We start from the raw sequence: 13,346 nt of genomic DNA, 5'->3' as shown, positions 1-13,346 counted from the left end.
TGGTGGTAATGGTCTGCAGGACGGGAATCAGGTGACGGCCTTGCGGGCCATGAACTCGGGCTTGCGCCAGTCGCCTTCGGCCATCACGCTCTTGAGCGCGGCAACGGCGTTCCACACGTCGCAATGGCCCAGGTACAGCGCGGCAAAGCCGAAGCGCAGGATGTCGGGTGCGCGGAAATCGCCGATCACGCCCCGTGCGATGAGGGCCTGCACGATGGCGTAGCCCTCGGGGTGGGTGAGCGAAACCTGGCTGCCGCGCAGCGCGGGATCGCGCGGCGTGGCCAGGCCGAAGCCGTAGGCACCCAACTCCTGGTCCACTAGCGCGATGAACAGCCCGGTCAAAGCCACACTCTTGGCGCGCAGGGCCTGCATGTCCACACCGTCGAAGGCAGTGAGTGCGGCCTCCAGCGAAATCAAACCGAGCTGCGGCGCCGTGCCCACGAGCATGCGGTCGATCCCTGGTGCGGGCTCGTAACCGTGGGTGAAGGCGAAAGGCCGCGCATGGCCGTGCCAGCCCGTGAGCGGCTGGCGCAGCCCCTCCTGGTGGCGCCGGGCTACGAAGGCGAACGAAGGAGCCCCGGGCCCGCCATTGAGGTACTTGTAGCCGCAGCCCACGGCGAAGTCGACCTGGCAGTCGTTGAGCGCACAGGGCATGGCGCCTGCGGTGTGGGCCAGATCCCAGATCACGAGCGCCCCCACCTCGTGCGCGCGCCGCGTCACGGCGGCCATGTCATAGGCCTGGCCGCTCTTGTAGTTGACGTGCGTGAGCGCGAGCACGGCCACGTCTTCGTTCAGCGCGGCCAGCACCTCCTCGGGCTCCACGGCGCGGAACTGCGTGCCGGTGATTTCGGCCACGCCCTGGGCCACGTAGGCGTCGGTGGGGAAGTTGCCGCGCTCGCCCAGCATCAGACTGCGCCCGGGTCGCATGCGCAGCGCTGCCACGAGCAGCTTGAACAAGTTGACCGAGGTGGAGTCGGCGACGATGACCTCGTTGTCCTCGGCCCCCACGAGCCTGGCGATGCGTGCGCCCACGCGCTGGGGGGCGGGGTACCAGTCGGCGTCGTTCCAGGAGCGGATCAGCCCGGTGGCCCATTCCTGCTCGATGGCCCGGTGCATGCGCGCCGGCACGGCACGCGGCATCGCGCCCAGGGAGTTGCCGTCGAGGTAGATGACGCCCTCGGGCAGCTGGAATCGCTGGCGCACCGGGGCCAGGGGGTCGACGTCGTCACGCGCCAGGCAATCTTCCCATGTGATGGGAGCCGCATCCCGTGTGCGGATGTCTTTATCTGGAATACCAGAATTGATTTTTGTATTCATGAAAGTAGTCTATGCCGTGACTGCCGAAATTTCTTTGCAATTTCGCCCCCGTTTCAGGGGGAGCAGGTCTAGACATTCCCGCCATTCGCACTTTCAGGAAACGCCATGCCCATTGCCCTCGACGCCACCGACCGACTGCTGCTCAACGCCCTGCAGGGCGATGCGCGGCTCACCTCCTCCGAGCTGGCCGAACGTGCCCATCTCTCCCAGTCGCCCTGCTGGCGGCGCGTGAAGCGGCTGGAAGACACCGGGCTGATCAGCGGCTACAGCGCTCGGCTGGACCGGCGCGCCCTGGGCTGGGGTGTGATGGCCTTTGCCACCATCACCATCGACAGCCAGGATGAAGCACTGTCGCTGGCCTTCGAGGCCACGGTGCGCGACATTCCCGAGGTGGTGATGTGCCACGGTGTCTCGGGCCCCGAGGACTTCGTGCTGGTGGTCGTCGCGCAGGACCTGGATGCCTACTCGGCGCTGATGCAGCACAGGCTGCGGCGCCTGCCCGGCGTCAAGCATGTGCGCACGAGCTTTTCGCTGCAGGAGGTGAAGGCCTTGCAGGGGATGCCGGTGCCGGCGTGATGTGAAGCACCCCCTGAGGCGCTGCGCGCCTTCACCCCTCTCTCGACTCGCTGCGCGAGTCGGGAGGGGGACGCCCCCGGTGCGGCGGGGCGGCCCTTGCACGGGGGCACTGGCTTGGGCCCCGCCAGTTGCATACACCGTGGGCGATCAGCGGCTATCGGATGCGCACCCCGGTGAGGCAGGCCACGGCCTTGATTTCGACCACCATGTCGGGGTGGGGCAAGGCGCGCACGACCACGGTGGTGCGCGTGGGGGCTTCGCCGGGAAAGTACTCCCCATAGGCGGCGTTGAAGGTGGCGAAGTCCTCGGCACGCACCAGGAAGGCCTGCATGTCCACGCAGTCCGCCAGGCCTGCCCCGCCCGCTTCCTGCACGAGCGCGGCTATGGTCTGCAGCACGCGGCGGGTCTGTGCGGCCACGTCGTGGCGCACCGCAGCGCCATCGCGCAGGACACCGTCGATCTCGCCACTGGGCAGGCGTGCACTGACGCCGGCGATGAACACCAGGTCACCCACCCGCCGCCAGCGCGCGTAGGCACCCAGGGGGCGCGGCAGGGTGACGGCCGCCGTCATGGGCGCGCCATGTGGAAGCCGGCCTGGGCGAGCTGCGCGCACAGGCCTTCGGCCCAGGCCGCATCGGCGGGCGCGAAGGGCGGGCGCACATGGCACCAGCCGCTGTCCCCGAACTCCCGGGCCACCACATGCTTGAGCGCGGGAATCATGGGGTGGGCCTGGAACAGGCTGCGCACCGCCTTGAGCTGGGCCTGCAGGGCCTCGAACCCCGGCGTCCCCCAGGCCTGCAGTGCCTGCGCGATGGCGCCCGGTTGCACGTTGGCGGTGGCCGAGATGCAGCCCGCCGCCCCCAGCGGCAAGGCCTTTTCGAGCAGCGCCTCCGATGCGGGGAAGACCTCGAACCCCGGGAACTCGCGCAGCACGCGCTCGGTGTTGGCCCAGTCGCCCGAACTGTCCTTGATGCCGGCCACGGTGCCGGGGTAGGCCTTGAGCAGCCGCTCGATCAGCGCGCAGCTGATGGGCACGCCCGTGAACTGGGGGATGTGGTAGAGGTAGAGCTTCAGGCGCTCGGAGCCCACGGCTTCGATCACCTGCGCATAGTGGGCGAACAGCCCGTCCTCGGCCGCGGGCTTGAAATAGAAGGGCGGCAGCACCAGCGCGCCGGCGCAGCCCAACTCGACGGTACGGCGGGTCAGGGCCACGGTCTCTGGCACGGAACACAGACCGGTGCCGGGCACCATGGCGCTGGCCGGAATGCCGGCATCCACCAGCGCTTCGAGCAGTTCGATTTTTTCGGACAGGCTGAGCGAATTGGCCTCGCTGTTGGTGCCGAACACCGCCAGACCGGCACCCTGCGCCACAAGCCAACGGCAGAAGGCGATGAACGCCGGGCGGTTGACGGACAGGTCGGCATGGAAGGGCGTGAGGGCCGGAGCGAGGACCTTGAGGGGGCGGGTGCTTTGCATGGTGTCGGTGCGCAAGGGGTTGGAGAAGCGGTGGGGTGGTCGAGGCGGGTCAGCGCGTTGCGTGCATGAAATCGAGCAGCTGCGGGCCCAGGGTCTCTTCGCCGCTGTTGAAGTGGGCGACGATGGAGGTGTGGTTGTGCCGCGGCAGGGAGGCAAAGCGCGTGAGCGCAGTGCGCCCGCTGGCCAGGGCGCGGGCGTGGAACTCCTGGCCATAGCGGTCGAGGTGCGTGTTCTCGTACTGCGCCACGGCAATGAACAGGGGCACATTGCTCTGGCCCGCATGGCTGGCGGGCGAGCGCTGTTCGTACAGCGCGGTGTCCTCGCCGAAGTAGGCGCGCACCCCATCGGCATTGGGGTTGTCCGGCAGCACGTCGGCACGCAGCCGTGCGCTGACGAGCAGGGCCCCGGCGGTCTCGGCCGGGGTGAGGCGCTCTGCCAGCGCCGGGTCGAACAGTGCACTGGCCACATGCGAGCCCCCGGCCGAATGGCCCATGAGGAAGATGCGCCCCGCATCGCCACCAAAGCGCGCGATGTGCGTGCGCACCCAGCGGACAGCGGCCACCACGTCAGCGGCACCGCCCGGGTACGCGGTGTGTGGCGCCAACCGGTATTCCACATTCACCGCCACGCAGCCCTGGCGCGCGAACCAGTAGGCCACGTTGTCGTAGATGGCGCCGTTGGCGCTCTTGCTGCCGCGGATGAAGGCCCCGCCATGGAAGAAGACCAGCACATCGCGCGCCTCCCCCGCCCAGGCGCTGCGGCTGTACACATCGAGCACCTGGCGTGGTGCAGCGCCATAGGGCAGGTCGCGGGCCACCTCGATGCCACGGTTGTCTGCCTGCAGCACCAGGGGCGTGTAGGTGCGCACCACCAGGTCGCGGTGCCGGTTGATGTCCTCGGCCCAGCGCGGCCCGATGCCGTCGAGCAAGGCCTGGTCCTGGGCACTGAGCGATCCGAAGGGCTGCGATGCGTTGTTCATGCCAAAAATTATACACATTGATGTTTTGGTATACCAATTGAAATTTAATTCACTATACTTTCCATGTCGACATACACAACAGGAGAAATCACATGGAAAAGCTCAGGCACATCGCCCTGTCGGTCAGCGACCCCGAGGCCGCGGCCCAGTTCTTCGAGCAGGCCTTCGGCATGACCCGCGCGGGCCGCGCCATGCGAGGCTGGTACATGACCGACGGCGTGATGAACGTGGCCTTGCTGAACTTCAAGGACGAGGCGGTTCCCGGCTACGAAAAGCTCAAGGACGTGCGTGGCGTGATCCACTTCGGCATGTGGGTGGACAACCTCGAGGAGGCCGAAAAGCGCGTGGTCGCCGCAGGCGGCACCTACCTCACGGGCCGCAAGGAGACCGACCCCAACGTGTTCTACGAGGTGAAGTACCGCACGCCCGACGGGATCGTGTTCGACATCACCGAGTCCGGCTGGAAGGGGGCGGTCAAAGAGGTGGCACCGGCCACCGCGGGCTGAATGGAGCGCAGCGTGCAGCAGCAGCGTCCCCACATCCTGGCGCTGATCCCGCTGCCTGCGGCCACGCGGGCAGCCCTGGCCAGCCTCTACACCGTGCATGACGCCACGGCCACCCTGCCCGTGCCCTGGGAAGACATCGCTGCGGTAGTGACGAACGGCACCACGGGCCTGTCCGCCGCGCAGCTGGAGCGGATGCCGGCGCTGCGCATCGTCTGCGCCTTCGGTGCCGGCTACGAGGCGGTGGACCTCGCCGCCGCTGCACGGCGCGGCGTGGTAGTGGCCAACGCCCCAGGCGCCAACGACGAGACCGTGGCCGACCATGCGCTGGGCTTTCTGCTCGCGCTCAGCCGGGGCTACGGCGCGCTCACCGCCGCCGTGCGCGCGTGTGGCTGGCATGGCCTCAGGGCAGCGCGCCCGACGCTCCATGGCGCCACGCTCGGCATCATCGGCATGGGCCGCATCGGGCAGGCCATTGCCCGGCGCGCCATCGGCTTTGGCATGCAGGTGCGCTACTGCACCCGCAGCCCGGGCCACGGCCTGCCCTACCAGCATGAGCCCAGTCTTCTCGCGCTCGCCAGCGCGAGCGATTACCTGGTGGCCGCCTGCCCAGGCGGCGCATCCACCCACCACATCGTGGACGGGCCGGTGTTGGCGGCCCTCGGTGCCGAGGGTTTCTTCGTGAACGTGGCGCGGGGCTCGGTGGTCGATACCGATGCCCTGGTGCAGGCCCTGCGCACCGGCGGCATTGCAGGCGCGGGCCTGGATGTGTTCGAGTACGAGCCCGACGTGCCTGCGGCGCTGCGTGCGCTCGACAATGTGCTGCTCACACCGCACATGGCAGGGCGCTCACCCGCATCCCAGGCGGCGCAGACCACGGCGCTGCTCGCCAGCCTGGCGGACTGTTTTGCGGGGCGTGTGCCGGCGACGGCCATCTCCCTCTGCTGAGAACCGGCAAAACCAGAAAGGCGGTGCCCCTCCAGGAGCACCGCCTCTTTCTCTTGACGCGGCCTCTGGCCGCTCAGGAAGCCTTGCCCCTTCCGGTCTTGGACGCCACCAGATGCGGTGGTGGGGGCACGACGAAGCGTTCGAGCCGGTACTGGTCAAAACTCTCCAGGTTGCGCTCCCAGACCTCGGCCTGGTGCTGACCATCCTGCGGGATCTGTGTCATGTCGCAGTAGACCTCGACGTTGTTGCCATCGGGGTCCTTGAACACCAGGAAGAGGTTGTTGCCCGGCCCGTGGCGGCCGATGCCGCGCACGATTTCCACACCGTGCGCCTGCAGCACCCGCACCGAGCGCTCCATTTCCTCCAGGCTGTCGATGAGGTAGGAGAAATGCTCCAGGCCTGGCCGCGAGTAGCGCGGCAGGTCGTCCAGGTCCGGCGAGTCGGCGGGCAGTTGCGCGAGCGCGAGGTCATGGTGGTCCTCCCCCGCGCGCAGGAAGACCATGTTCTCGCCGATCCAGTCCGAGACTTCGAGGCCCAGCACCTCGGTGTAGAACCTGGCCGATTTCTGGATATCGCGCACCATGAGCACGATGTGCCCGAGGCGGCGGGGTTTGAGCTTTTCCATGGCGAACTCCGTTGCGTGTGAATCTGTGTCGCGCGCTGTTCAGGGCGCTGCAATGACGTGGTTTTCGATGGAGCCGATCTGCGCGATCGAGGCCACCATCACGTCACCCGGCTTGAGGAAAAGGCCACGCCCCATGCCCACGCCCGTGGGCGTTCCCGTGGCGATCAGGTCGCCCGGCTTGAGCGTGAGGATGCTCGAGAGGTAGGCGATCTGTTCGGCAATGTTGAAGATCATGCCCTGGGTGCTCGCGTCCTGCATGCTCTCGCCGTTGACCGTGAGCTGCATGCGCAGGTCCATCGGGTCCCCCACGCAATCGCGGGGCACGAACCAGGGACCCAGCGGCGCGAAGGTGTCGAAGCTCTTGCCGCGGAACCAGTCGTGCGAGAAGGGGTAGTCCGAGCGGCGCGTGAGATCGCGGGCACTGATGTCGTTGATCACCGTGTAGCCGGCGATGTGCGCGTAGGCATCCTTCTCGGCGATATGGCGGCCGCCGCGTCCGATGACCACCGCCAGCTCCACCTCCCAATCGAGCTTCATCGTGCTCGCGGGCATGACGACGGCGGTCTTCGTGGGCGTCACGCTGGTCTCGGCCTTCATGAAGATGTAGGGCGAGCTCTCGCTGCGCGCGGCCAACTGGGTGCCCATCTCCGCGGCATGCTCGTAGTAGTTGGAGGCTGTCGCGAAGATGCGGGCGGGCGCGTAGGGAACGGCGAGCGCCCCCTCTTGCCGTGGCAGCTGGATGCGCCCTTGGCGGATGGCCAACGCCGCCGCTTCCAGGGCCTCCAGCGCGGCGGCGGACGCATCCCACTGCGCCAACAGCCCCCAGAGGTCCATGGGCATGGCCTGCGCGGCGGGCGTGAACGCCTGCAGGGCGGCCTGCGCGTCGTAGACAGCATTGTCGACCACCAGACCCATGCGCGGCGCGGTGTCACCCGCACCGGCCATGTAGGTGGCAATTCCAAACCAGTTCATTGCAGTTTCCTTCCTTGAATTCATGCAGTTGGGGACCGCGGCTTCATTCGGCGCGGATCCCGGAGTTCTTGAGCACCTTGCCCCACATCAGCAGCTCGCGCTGGATCTGTGCACCGAATGCGGCGCGGGGGGTGAACAGCGGCACCACGCCGGCTTCTTCGAGCTTCTGCAGTGCCACGGGGTCGTCCTTCATGCGCAGCACCTCCGCGGCGATGCGGTCCAGCACCTCGGGGGGCGTGCCGGCGCGCGCCACCAAGCCGTTCCAGGTGGTGACCTCATGGCCGGGAAAGGTCTCGGAGATGGTCGGCACATTCGGCAGCTCCTTGGAGCGCGTAGCGCTGGAGATGGCCAGGAGGCGGATCTTTCCCCCATTCGCCTGGGCAATCACCTCGGACGGGCTGGCCGAGTACATGTCGATCACGCCGCCCAGCAGGTCCGTCATGGCCGGCGCCGCGCCCCGGTAGGGCACATGCACCATGTCGATCTCTGCCCGTTTGGCGAAGATGTAGGCCGACAGATGGGTGAGCGCCGCGGTCCCGCCACTGCCATAGCTGAGCTTGCCCGGCTGCAGTTTGGCCAGGGCCACCAGTTCCCCCAGGTTCTTGACCGGCAGCGCGGACTTGGTGGCGATCACGAAGGCGTTGGCGCCGATGTTGACCACCGGTGCGAAGTCCTTGGCCGGGTCATAGTTGAAGTTCGGGTTCACGAAGGGCGCCGTGACCATCTGCGTGGCCGTGGCCATGAACAGCGTATAGCCGTCTGCCGGGGCGCCGAGCACCTGCTTGGCGGCAATGAGGCCCGAGGCGCCAGGCCGGTTGTCCACCACCACGGCCGTGCCCAAGGCCTTGGTGAGGTGGCTGGCTGTGAGGCGCGCGATGGTGTCGGTGTTTCCCCCCGCGCCGAAGGGCACGATGATGGTGATGGGCTTGGCCGGCCAGGTCTGTGCGAAGCCGGTGGCGGCACACAAGGCCAGGGCGAATCCTGCGAGTGCTCGGTACATTGTCATCCTTTCGTTTTTATTTGGTATACCAAGAATACACAATAAAATACAAAACTTCAACGAGTGCTATCCCTCACTGCAGGCGATGCAAGGGCTTGTCCAGGCCTACAGCACCGAACAGGCCTGGTCGAACGCCAGCCGCGGCAGCCGGCCGAAGAGTTTGGTGGGGTCGCCCCGCCCCAGGTTGCACAGGAAGTTCACGCGCCAGCGGCCATCCGGGAAGAAGGTCTGGTTGACCAGGGCTTCGTCGAAGCCGGACATGGGGCCGCAATCGAGCCCGAGGGCCCGGGCGGCCAAAAGAAAATAGCCGGCCTGGAGCGTGGCGTTGCGAAACGCCGTGGTCTCGGCGTGGCGCTCATCACGGGCGAAGCTGCTGTACAGGCCAGGGTTGTGCGGGAACAGGGCCTCGGCATGCTCGTGGAAATGCCGGTCATAGGCCAGGATGCAGGTCACGGGCGCCGAAGTCGTCTTGGCCACATTGCCCGGGCTGAGTGCGGGCAGCAGGCGCGCCTTGGCTTCGGGGGTGGCCAGGAAAAGGATGCGCTGGGGTGAGCAGTTGGCGCTGGTCGGCCCCCACTTCACCAGCTCATACAGCTCGCGCAGCAGTGCCTCGGGCACCGGTCTGTCCAGAAATCCGTTGTGCGAACGCGCGCCGGAAAAAAGCGCATCCATGCCAGCCTTGTCGAGCATCACCCACATCCTTGCCGAAGTTGAACCGTGCGAGCGACTCCGTCGGGTGCCAGCCCGCCACGGCCGAACGGCGCGAGCGCAAGCCGCAGAAGGATGGATGGCGCAAGACATGCCAGCAGCCCATGGCCTGGCAGCCCGGCCCGCGAAACAGTGACGTAACGCGTGCAGACCGGCACAGCACCTTCCGGAGAAGCTGCTGCGATTCTAGGTGAATTTTGTCGCTTGGTATACCAAACGACTTATTGGTACTTTATTAATCGGGCTTTTTTGCCCTGCGTGCACGGGTGGGGGCGATGGCTTTCACCGCAGGTGCGGCTTTCGGCCGGCCACGCTTGCCCGCCGGCGGTGCAGGAGGGGCTTGCTCCACGGCGCCTTCGGCTTCCTTCGCCTGGCGCAGCGCCCGCAGCGCGGCATTGCCCAGGTGAGCGTTGTGTGCGCGCATGGCGAGGTAGGCCTTCTCGCCATGGCCCTCTGCGATGGCGTCGACGATCTCCTTGTGGGCATCGTGCGATGTCACCAGGCGGTCCGTCTCGGCCGGGTGGTATTGGCGGTAAGGACTCAGACGATCACGGATCTCGCCCACCATGCTGCTGATCACCGCGTTGTGCGCGCCTTCGAGGATCAGGCGATGGAGTTCGCGATTGGCCTCGAGGTACTTGTCGAGATCGCCCGCGGCCACGTATTCGTTGGAGCGCTCGTGGATGTAGCGCAGTTCGGCTTTCTCCATGGTGGTCATGGATTCGGCGGCCAGGCGCGCGCACATGGCCTCCAGCTCGCAGTCTGCGTGCAGGATCTCCGCGAGCTCCTTCACGCTGATTTCCATGACGACCACGCCGCGCATGGGCAAAAGCTGGGTGAGCCCGCGCGCCGCCAATTGGCGCAATGCCTCGCGCACGGGGGTGCGCGACACGTTGAAGCGCTCGGCCAGCACGCGCTCGTCGAGGCGGGTGCCGGGCTTGAACTGGCCGCTGATGATCAGCTCGGAAATCTGGGATTGGACTTTGGCAGCAATGGTGGACATTGTATTTTTTACCCTTGCAAGTGCGTTCCATTCTAGCCAGCTGCACACCAGCGCGGCGCGGGCTGAACCGGACATCTGCCCCAAGTCAAAGGGTACGGGGTCGTGGGCAGGCACCCCGCCAGGCACGGGCAGCGCCTACACTGCGCAGGCCATGTCCCATGACGCCCTCGCGCCCACCGGCCCGTCCCAGTGCCCCCTGTGCGGCCAACCCAACCAGTGCGCAGTCACGGCCGGCCGCCCCATAGAAGACTGCTGGTGCATGCACACCCCGGTATCGCCCACGGCGCTGGCACGCCTGCCCGCCGGGCAGCGGGGCCTGACCTGTATCTGCCCGGTGTGCGCGCGCGAGCCCACCGGCAGTGCGGCAGCGGCCGGGCCGCCGCCCCCTCAGCCGATATGATTTGGGGTTTGCACAACCCTTTTTTCTGAAGAAAGCACACCATGCCCACGTACCACGTCGAAATGATGGAAGGCCGCACGGTCGAACAAAAGCGCAAGCTGGTCGAAGAGATCACCCGCGTGTCCGTTGAGGTACTGGGCGGCTCGCCCGAATCGGTGGACATCCTGATCACCGACATCAAGCGCGAGAACTGGGCCACGGGCGGCAAGCTCTGGTCCGAACGGACCTGACCGCTTCCTGAGGCATTGCAGGGCTGCCCTCACCTGGTGGCCCTCGCCTGGATCCGCAACCCCCAACGAGGGTGCTGCGATCCTTCGCAATCGACTGCACCACGCCCTGCATCCTGAGCCATGACAACCCCGTCTTCTTCCGGCTCCCTTGCCGCGCTGCGCGAGCGCCATGGCGAGCGTTACCGCTGGCTGCTGCTGCTCTCGGTCATGGCGGGCACCATGGCATCCATCATGTCCTCGACCATCGTGAACGTGGCGATTCCGGACATGAGCCACTACTTCACGCTGGGGCAGGAGCGGGCCCAGTGGGTGACCTCGGGCTTCATGGTGGCGACCACAGTGTCCATGCTCACCACGCCCTGGCTGCTGTCGCGCTATGGCTACCGTGCGACCTATGTCGGCGCCATGCTGCTGCTGCTGGCCGGCGGCATCGGCGGCGGGCTGGCGCGCGACTTCGGCCTGGTGCTGCTGGCCCGCGTGGCCGAGGGCCTCGCGGCCGGTGTGGTGCAGCCCATCCCTGCGGTCATCATCCTCTATGCGTTCCAGCCCCATGAGCAGGGCCGCGCCAGCGGCATCTTCGGCATGGGCGTGGTGCTGGCGCCGGCCATCGGCCCCAGCATCGGCGGGTTGCTGGTCGACTGGTTCGGCTGGCGCTCGATCTTCTTCATGGTGGTCCCGCTGTGCCTGGCATCGATCTGGCTGGCCTACAAGTTCGTGCCCGTGACCGCACCGGGCGGCGTGGCCGCCAACCGCAACGGCGAAGCCCTGGACTGGCGCGGCCTGGCACTGGGCACGGCCGGCACGCTGTGCCTGCTTAACGGCCTGGTGGCGCTGCATGGCGGTACCCTGCACGAGGCCATTCTGCTTCTCGCCGGTGCGGTCGTGGCCACGGGCCTGTTCATCGGCTGGCAGCGTCGGCAGCTCCAGCAGGGGCGCAAGCCGCTCATGGACCTGCGCCTGTTCCAGTACCGCCAATTCGCCATGGGCAGCGTCGTGGCCTTCATCTACGGCACGGCGCTGTTCGGCTCGACCTACCTGCTGCCGGTGTTCATGCAATTGGGCCTGCAGCTGTCGGCCTCGCATGTGGGCACCATCATGCTGCCTGCGGGCTTCGTGCTGGCCGTCACCATTGCCATGGTGGGCCGGCTGGCCGACCGGCAGCCCACGCACCTGCTGGTGAGCACCGGCCTGGCACTGCTGGCCCTGTCCTTCGGGCTCATGGTGGTGGTGGGCCTGGGCTCTCCGCTGTGGATGCTGGTGGTGTTTGCCATCCTGGGGCGCATCGGGCTGGGTTTCATCCTGCCCTCGCTGAACCTGGGCGCCATGCGGCCGCTGGACAAGTCGCTGATCTCGCAGGGCTCGAGCACCATTGGCTTCCTGCGCATGCTGGGCGGAGCGGCCGGGGTGAGCCTCTGCGGCATCGTGCTGGAGTGGCGCATGGGCGCACATGGCGCGTCGCTGGCAACGGGTGCCAGCAACCCGGCGCGCATCGCTGCCTTTGGCGAGACTTTTCTGATGCTGACCGCCCTGTGTGCACTGGCCATGGTGGCGGCCTGGCAGTTGCGCCAGGCACCTGCCGCACCACCGTCGGAGCCCACCCCGCCACGCTAAGCTCCGGTATCCTTGCAGGCATGTGCCAATTGCTTGGAATGAACTGCAACACCCCCACGGACGTGACCTTCAGCTTCACGGGGTTTGCGCAGCGTGGGGGCAACACCGGCGACCATGCGGACGGCTGGGGCATCGCCTTCTTCGAGGACCGGGGCCTGCGGCATTTCGTGGACCACTTGCCGGCCGTGGATTCTCCCGTGGCAGAGCTGATCCGCCGCTACCCGATCAAGAGCCGCAATGTCATCGCCCACATCCGCAAGGCCACCCAGGGCCTGGTGAGCCTGCAGAACTGCCACCCTTTCGTGCGCGAACTCTGGGGCCGCTACTGGGTGTTCGCCCACAACGGTGACCTCAAGGACTTCCGGCCGCGCCTGCACTCGCATTTCCATCCGGTGGGTGACACGGACAGCGAGCATGCGTTCTGCTGGATCATGCAGGAGCTGGCCAAGTCCCACGCCAGCGTGCCCAGCATCGCCGAGCTGACCATTACCCTCAAGGAGCTGGCTGCGCGCATCGCGCCGCATGGCACCTTCAACTTCCTGCTCTCCAATGGGCAGGCGCTGTGGGCCCATGCGTCCACGAATCTGTATTACATCGAGCGCAAGCATCCGTTCAGCGAAGCCCAGCTGTCCGACGAGGACGTGCGCATCGACTTCGCCACCCAGACCACGGCCAGCGACCGTGTGGCCATCGTCGTCACGGCCCCGCTCACGGTCAACGAGGAGTGGACGGCTTTCAGCAAGGGCGAATTGCTGGTCTTTGTGGATGGACAGCGGCAAGGCTGCTGACGCGAGGACGATCAAGATCCGAGGATCACAAGGGGGCTGCAGCCCCCTTTTTGATGGTATTGAACAGTGCCAATGCACCTTTCGCAGGCCCAAAGCAAACGCCCCCAATACCAAATGGTACTGGGGGCGGTTGGGGCTGTAAGAGCCTGACGATGACCTACTTTCACACGGGAACCCGCACTATCATCGGCGCAAAGTCGTTTCACTGTC

Annotated in this window: 16 protein-coding genes; 7 read left to right on the top strand and 9 right to left on the bottom strand. The window is 66.8% G+C overall.

Annotation, left to right across the window (positions count from 1 at the left end):
- Window positions 1-27: 27 nt before the first annotated feature.
- Window positions 28-1,317: a kynureninase gene (kynU, locus tag AC3WOH_RS06530; protein ID WP_492228570.1), complete on the bottom strand. Its 1,290-nt coding sequence runs from the start codon at window positions 1,315-1,317 to the stop codon at window positions 28-30.
- 105 nt (window positions 1,318-1,422) lie between these two features.
- On the opposite strand from kynU, the gene AC3WOH_RS06525 reads away from it, so the two are divergent.
- Window positions 1,423-1,893 (top strand): Lrp/AsnC family transcriptional regulator, encoded by a 471-nt coding sequence (locus AC3WOH_RS06525; RefSeq protein ID WP_492228569.1) that lies wholly within the window; start codon window positions 1,423-1,425, stop codon window positions 1,891-1,893.
- 154 nt (window positions 1,894-2,047) lie between these two features.
- On the opposite strand, the gene AC3WOH_RS06520 is transcribed toward AC3WOH_RS06525, so the two are convergent.
- Genes AC3WOH_RS06520 through AC3WOH_RS06510 form a run of 3 tightly spaced genes read right to left on the bottom strand, consistent with a single transcriptional unit; the run spans window position 2,048 to window position 4,348 of the window.
- Complete coding sequence (locus AC3WOH_RS06520) at window positions 2,048-2,464, bottom strand: RidA family protein (RefSeq protein ID WP_492228568.1); 417 nt, start codon at window positions 2,462-2,464, stop codon at window positions 2,048-2,050.
- Window positions 2,461-3,369 carry a dihydrodipicolinate synthase family protein gene (locus AC3WOH_RS06515; RefSeq protein ID WP_492228567.1) on the bottom strand — a complete coding sequence of 303 codons (909 nt, stop codon included), beginning with the start codon at window positions 3,367-3,369 and terminating at the stop codon, window positions 2,461-2,463. Before AC3WOH_RS06515 ends, AC3WOH_RS06520 begins: the two co-directional genes overlap by 4 nt.
- 49 nt (window positions 3,370-3,418) lie before the next feature.
- A complete protein-coding gene (locus tag AC3WOH_RS06510) occupies window positions 3,419-4,348 on the bottom strand; it encodes an alpha/beta hydrolase (protein WP_492228566.1) in 930 nt (309 codons plus the stop codon).
- Between the two features lie 92 nt (window positions 4,349-4,440).
- On the opposite strand from AC3WOH_RS06510, the gene AC3WOH_RS06505 reads away from it, so the two are divergent.
- Both AC3WOH_RS06505 and AC3WOH_RS06500 read left to right on the top strand, forming a co-directional pair.
- Window positions 4,441-4,854, top strand: coding sequence for a VOC family protein (locus AC3WOH_RS06505; protein WP_184860047.1), 414 nt, complete (start codon window positions 4,441-4,443; stop codon window positions 4,852-4,854).
- A gap of 12 nt (window positions 4,855-4,866) precedes the next feature.
- Window positions 4,867-5,799, top strand: coding sequence for a 2-hydroxyacid dehydrogenase (locus tag AC3WOH_RS06500; protein ID WP_492228565.1), 933 nt, complete (start codon window positions 4,867-4,869; stop codon window positions 5,797-5,799).
- Between the two features lie 73 nt (window positions 5,800-5,872).
- Here the strand turns inward: AC3WOH_RS06500 and AC3WOH_RS06495 are convergent, their stop codons facing one another.
- From AC3WOH_RS06495 to AC3WOH_RS06475, 5 genes are all read right to left on the bottom strand, one after another.
- Complete coding sequence (locus AC3WOH_RS06495) at window positions 5,873-6,424, bottom strand: VOC family protein (protein WP_492228564.1); 552 nt, start codon at window positions 6,422-6,424, stop codon at window positions 5,873-5,875.
- Window positions 6,425-6,463: 39 nt separating this feature from the next.
- Window positions 6,464-7,396 carry a fumarylacetoacetate hydrolase family protein gene (locus AC3WOH_RS06490; RefSeq protein ID WP_492228563.1) on the bottom strand — a complete coding sequence of 311 codons (933 nt, stop codon included), beginning with the start codon at window positions 7,394-7,396 and terminating at the stop codon, window positions 6,464-6,466.
- A gap of 43 nt (window positions 7,397-7,439) precedes the next feature.
- Entirely contained in the window at window positions 7,440-8,396 is a 957-nt protein-coding gene (locus AC3WOH_RS06485; protein WP_492228562.1) for a Bug family tripartite tricarboxylate transporter substrate binding protein, read from the bottom strand.
- Window positions 8,397-8,501: 105 nt separating this feature from the next.
- Complete coding sequence (locus AC3WOH_RS06480) at window positions 8,502-9,086, bottom strand: malonic semialdehyde reductase (protein WP_492228561.1); 585 nt, start codon at window positions 9,084-9,086, stop codon at window positions 8,502-8,504.
- A gap of 253 nt (window positions 9,087-9,339) precedes the next feature.
- The gene (locus tag AC3WOH_RS06475) at window positions 9,340-10,107 is read right to left on the bottom strand and encodes a GntR family transcriptional regulator (RefSeq protein ID WP_492228560.1); all 768 of its coding nucleotides are present in this window, start codon (window positions 10,105-10,107) and stop codon (window positions 9,340-9,342) included.
- A gap of 151 nt (window positions 10,108-10,258) precedes the next feature.
- Here AC3WOH_RS06475 and AC3WOH_RS06470 point away from each other — a divergent pair, with 151 nt between their 5' ends.
- The 4 genes from AC3WOH_RS06470 to AC3WOH_RS06455 all read left to right on the top strand — a co-directional run bounded on the left by AC3WOH_RS06470 (window position 10,259) and on the right by AC3WOH_RS06455 (window position 13,136).
- Window positions 10,259-10,507, top strand: a complete 249-nt coding sequence (locus AC3WOH_RS06470) for a cysteine-rich CWC family protein (RefSeq protein ID WP_492228559.1) — start codon at window positions 10,259-10,261, stop codon at window positions 10,505-10,507.
- 41 nt (window positions 10,508-10,548) lie between these two features.
- Complete coding sequence (locus AC3WOH_RS06465; protein WP_007850839.1) at window positions 10,549-10,737, top strand: 4-oxalocrotonate tautomerase; 189 nt, start codon at window positions 10,549-10,551, stop codon at window positions 10,735-10,737.
- A gap of 120 nt (window positions 10,738-10,857) precedes the next feature.
- The gene (locus AC3WOH_RS06460) at window positions 10,858-12,348 is read left to right on the top strand and encodes an MFS transporter (protein ID WP_492228558.1); all 1,491 of its coding nucleotides are present in this window, start codon (window positions 10,858-10,860) and stop codon (window positions 12,346-12,348) included.
- A gap of 20 nt (window positions 12,349-12,368) precedes the next feature.
- A complete protein-coding gene (locus AC3WOH_RS06455; protein ID WP_492228557.1) occupies window positions 12,369-13,136 on the top strand; it encodes a class II glutamine amidotransferase in 768 nt (255 codons plus the stop codon).
- Window positions 13,137-13,346: the final 210 nt, after the last annotated feature.

The organism is Acidovorax sp. FW305-C-20-28, assembly GCF_058783375.1.
This window is presented reverse-complemented; position numbering and strand designations above follow the sequence as displayed.

Coding starts and splice junctions, on each gene's coding strand:
- AC3WOH_RS06460 (WP_492228558.1), top strand. CDS start 10,858: ATGACAACCCCGTCTTCTTCCGGCTCCCTTGCCGCGCTGCGCGAGCGC.
- AC3WOH_RS06465 (WP_007850839.1), top strand. CDS start 10,549: ATGCCCACGTACCACGTCGAAATGATGGAAGGCCGCACGGTCGAACAA.
- AC3WOH_RS06520 (WP_492228568.1), bottom strand. CDS start 2,464: ATGACGGCGGCCGTCACCCTGCCGCGCCCCCTGGGTGCCTACGCGCGC.
- AC3WOH_RS06490 (WP_492228563.1), bottom strand. CDS start 7,396: ATGAACTGGTTTGGAATTGCCACCTACATGGCCGGTGCGGGTGACACC.
- AC3WOH_RS06505 (WP_184860047.1), top strand. CDS start 4,441: ATGGAAAAGCTCAGGCACATCGCCCTGTCGGTCAGCGACCCCGAGGCC.
- AC3WOH_RS06475 (WP_492228560.1), bottom strand. CDS start 10,107: ATGTCCACCATTGCTGCCAAAGTCCAATCCCAGATTTCCGAGCTGATC.
- AC3WOH_RS06515 (WP_492228567.1), bottom strand. CDS start 3,369: ATGCAAAGCACCCGCCCCCTCAAGGTCCTCGCTCCGGCCCTCACGCCC.
- AC3WOH_RS06525 (WP_492228569.1), top strand. CDS start 1,423: ATGCCCATTGCCCTCGACGCCACCGACCGACTGCTGCTCAACGCCCTG.
- AC3WOH_RS06495 (WP_492228564.1), bottom strand. CDS start 6,424: ATGGAAAAGCTCAAACCCCGCCGCCTCGGGCACATCGTGCTCATGGTG.
- AC3WOH_RS06470 (WP_492228559.1), top strand. CDS start 10,259: ATGTCCCATGACGCCCTCGCGCCCACCGGCCCGTCCCAGTGCCCCCTG.
- kynU (WP_492228570.1), bottom strand. CDS start 1,317: ATGAATACAAAAATCAATTCTGGTATTCCAGATAAAGACATCCGCACA.
- AC3WOH_RS06480 (WP_492228561.1), bottom strand. CDS start 9,086: ATGCTCGACAAGGCTGGCATGGATGCGCTTTTTTCCGGCGCGCGTTCG.
- AC3WOH_RS06510 (WP_492228566.1), bottom strand. CDS start 4,348: ATGAACAACGCATCGCAGCCCTTCGGATCGCTCAGTGCCCAGGACCAG.
- AC3WOH_RS06455 (WP_492228557.1), top strand. CDS start 12,369: ATGTGCCAATTGCTTGGAATGAACTGCAACACCCCCACGGACGTGACC.
- AC3WOH_RS06485 (WP_492228562.1), bottom strand. CDS start 8,396: ATGTACCGAGCACTCGCAGGATTCGCCCTGGCCTTGTGTGCCGCCACC.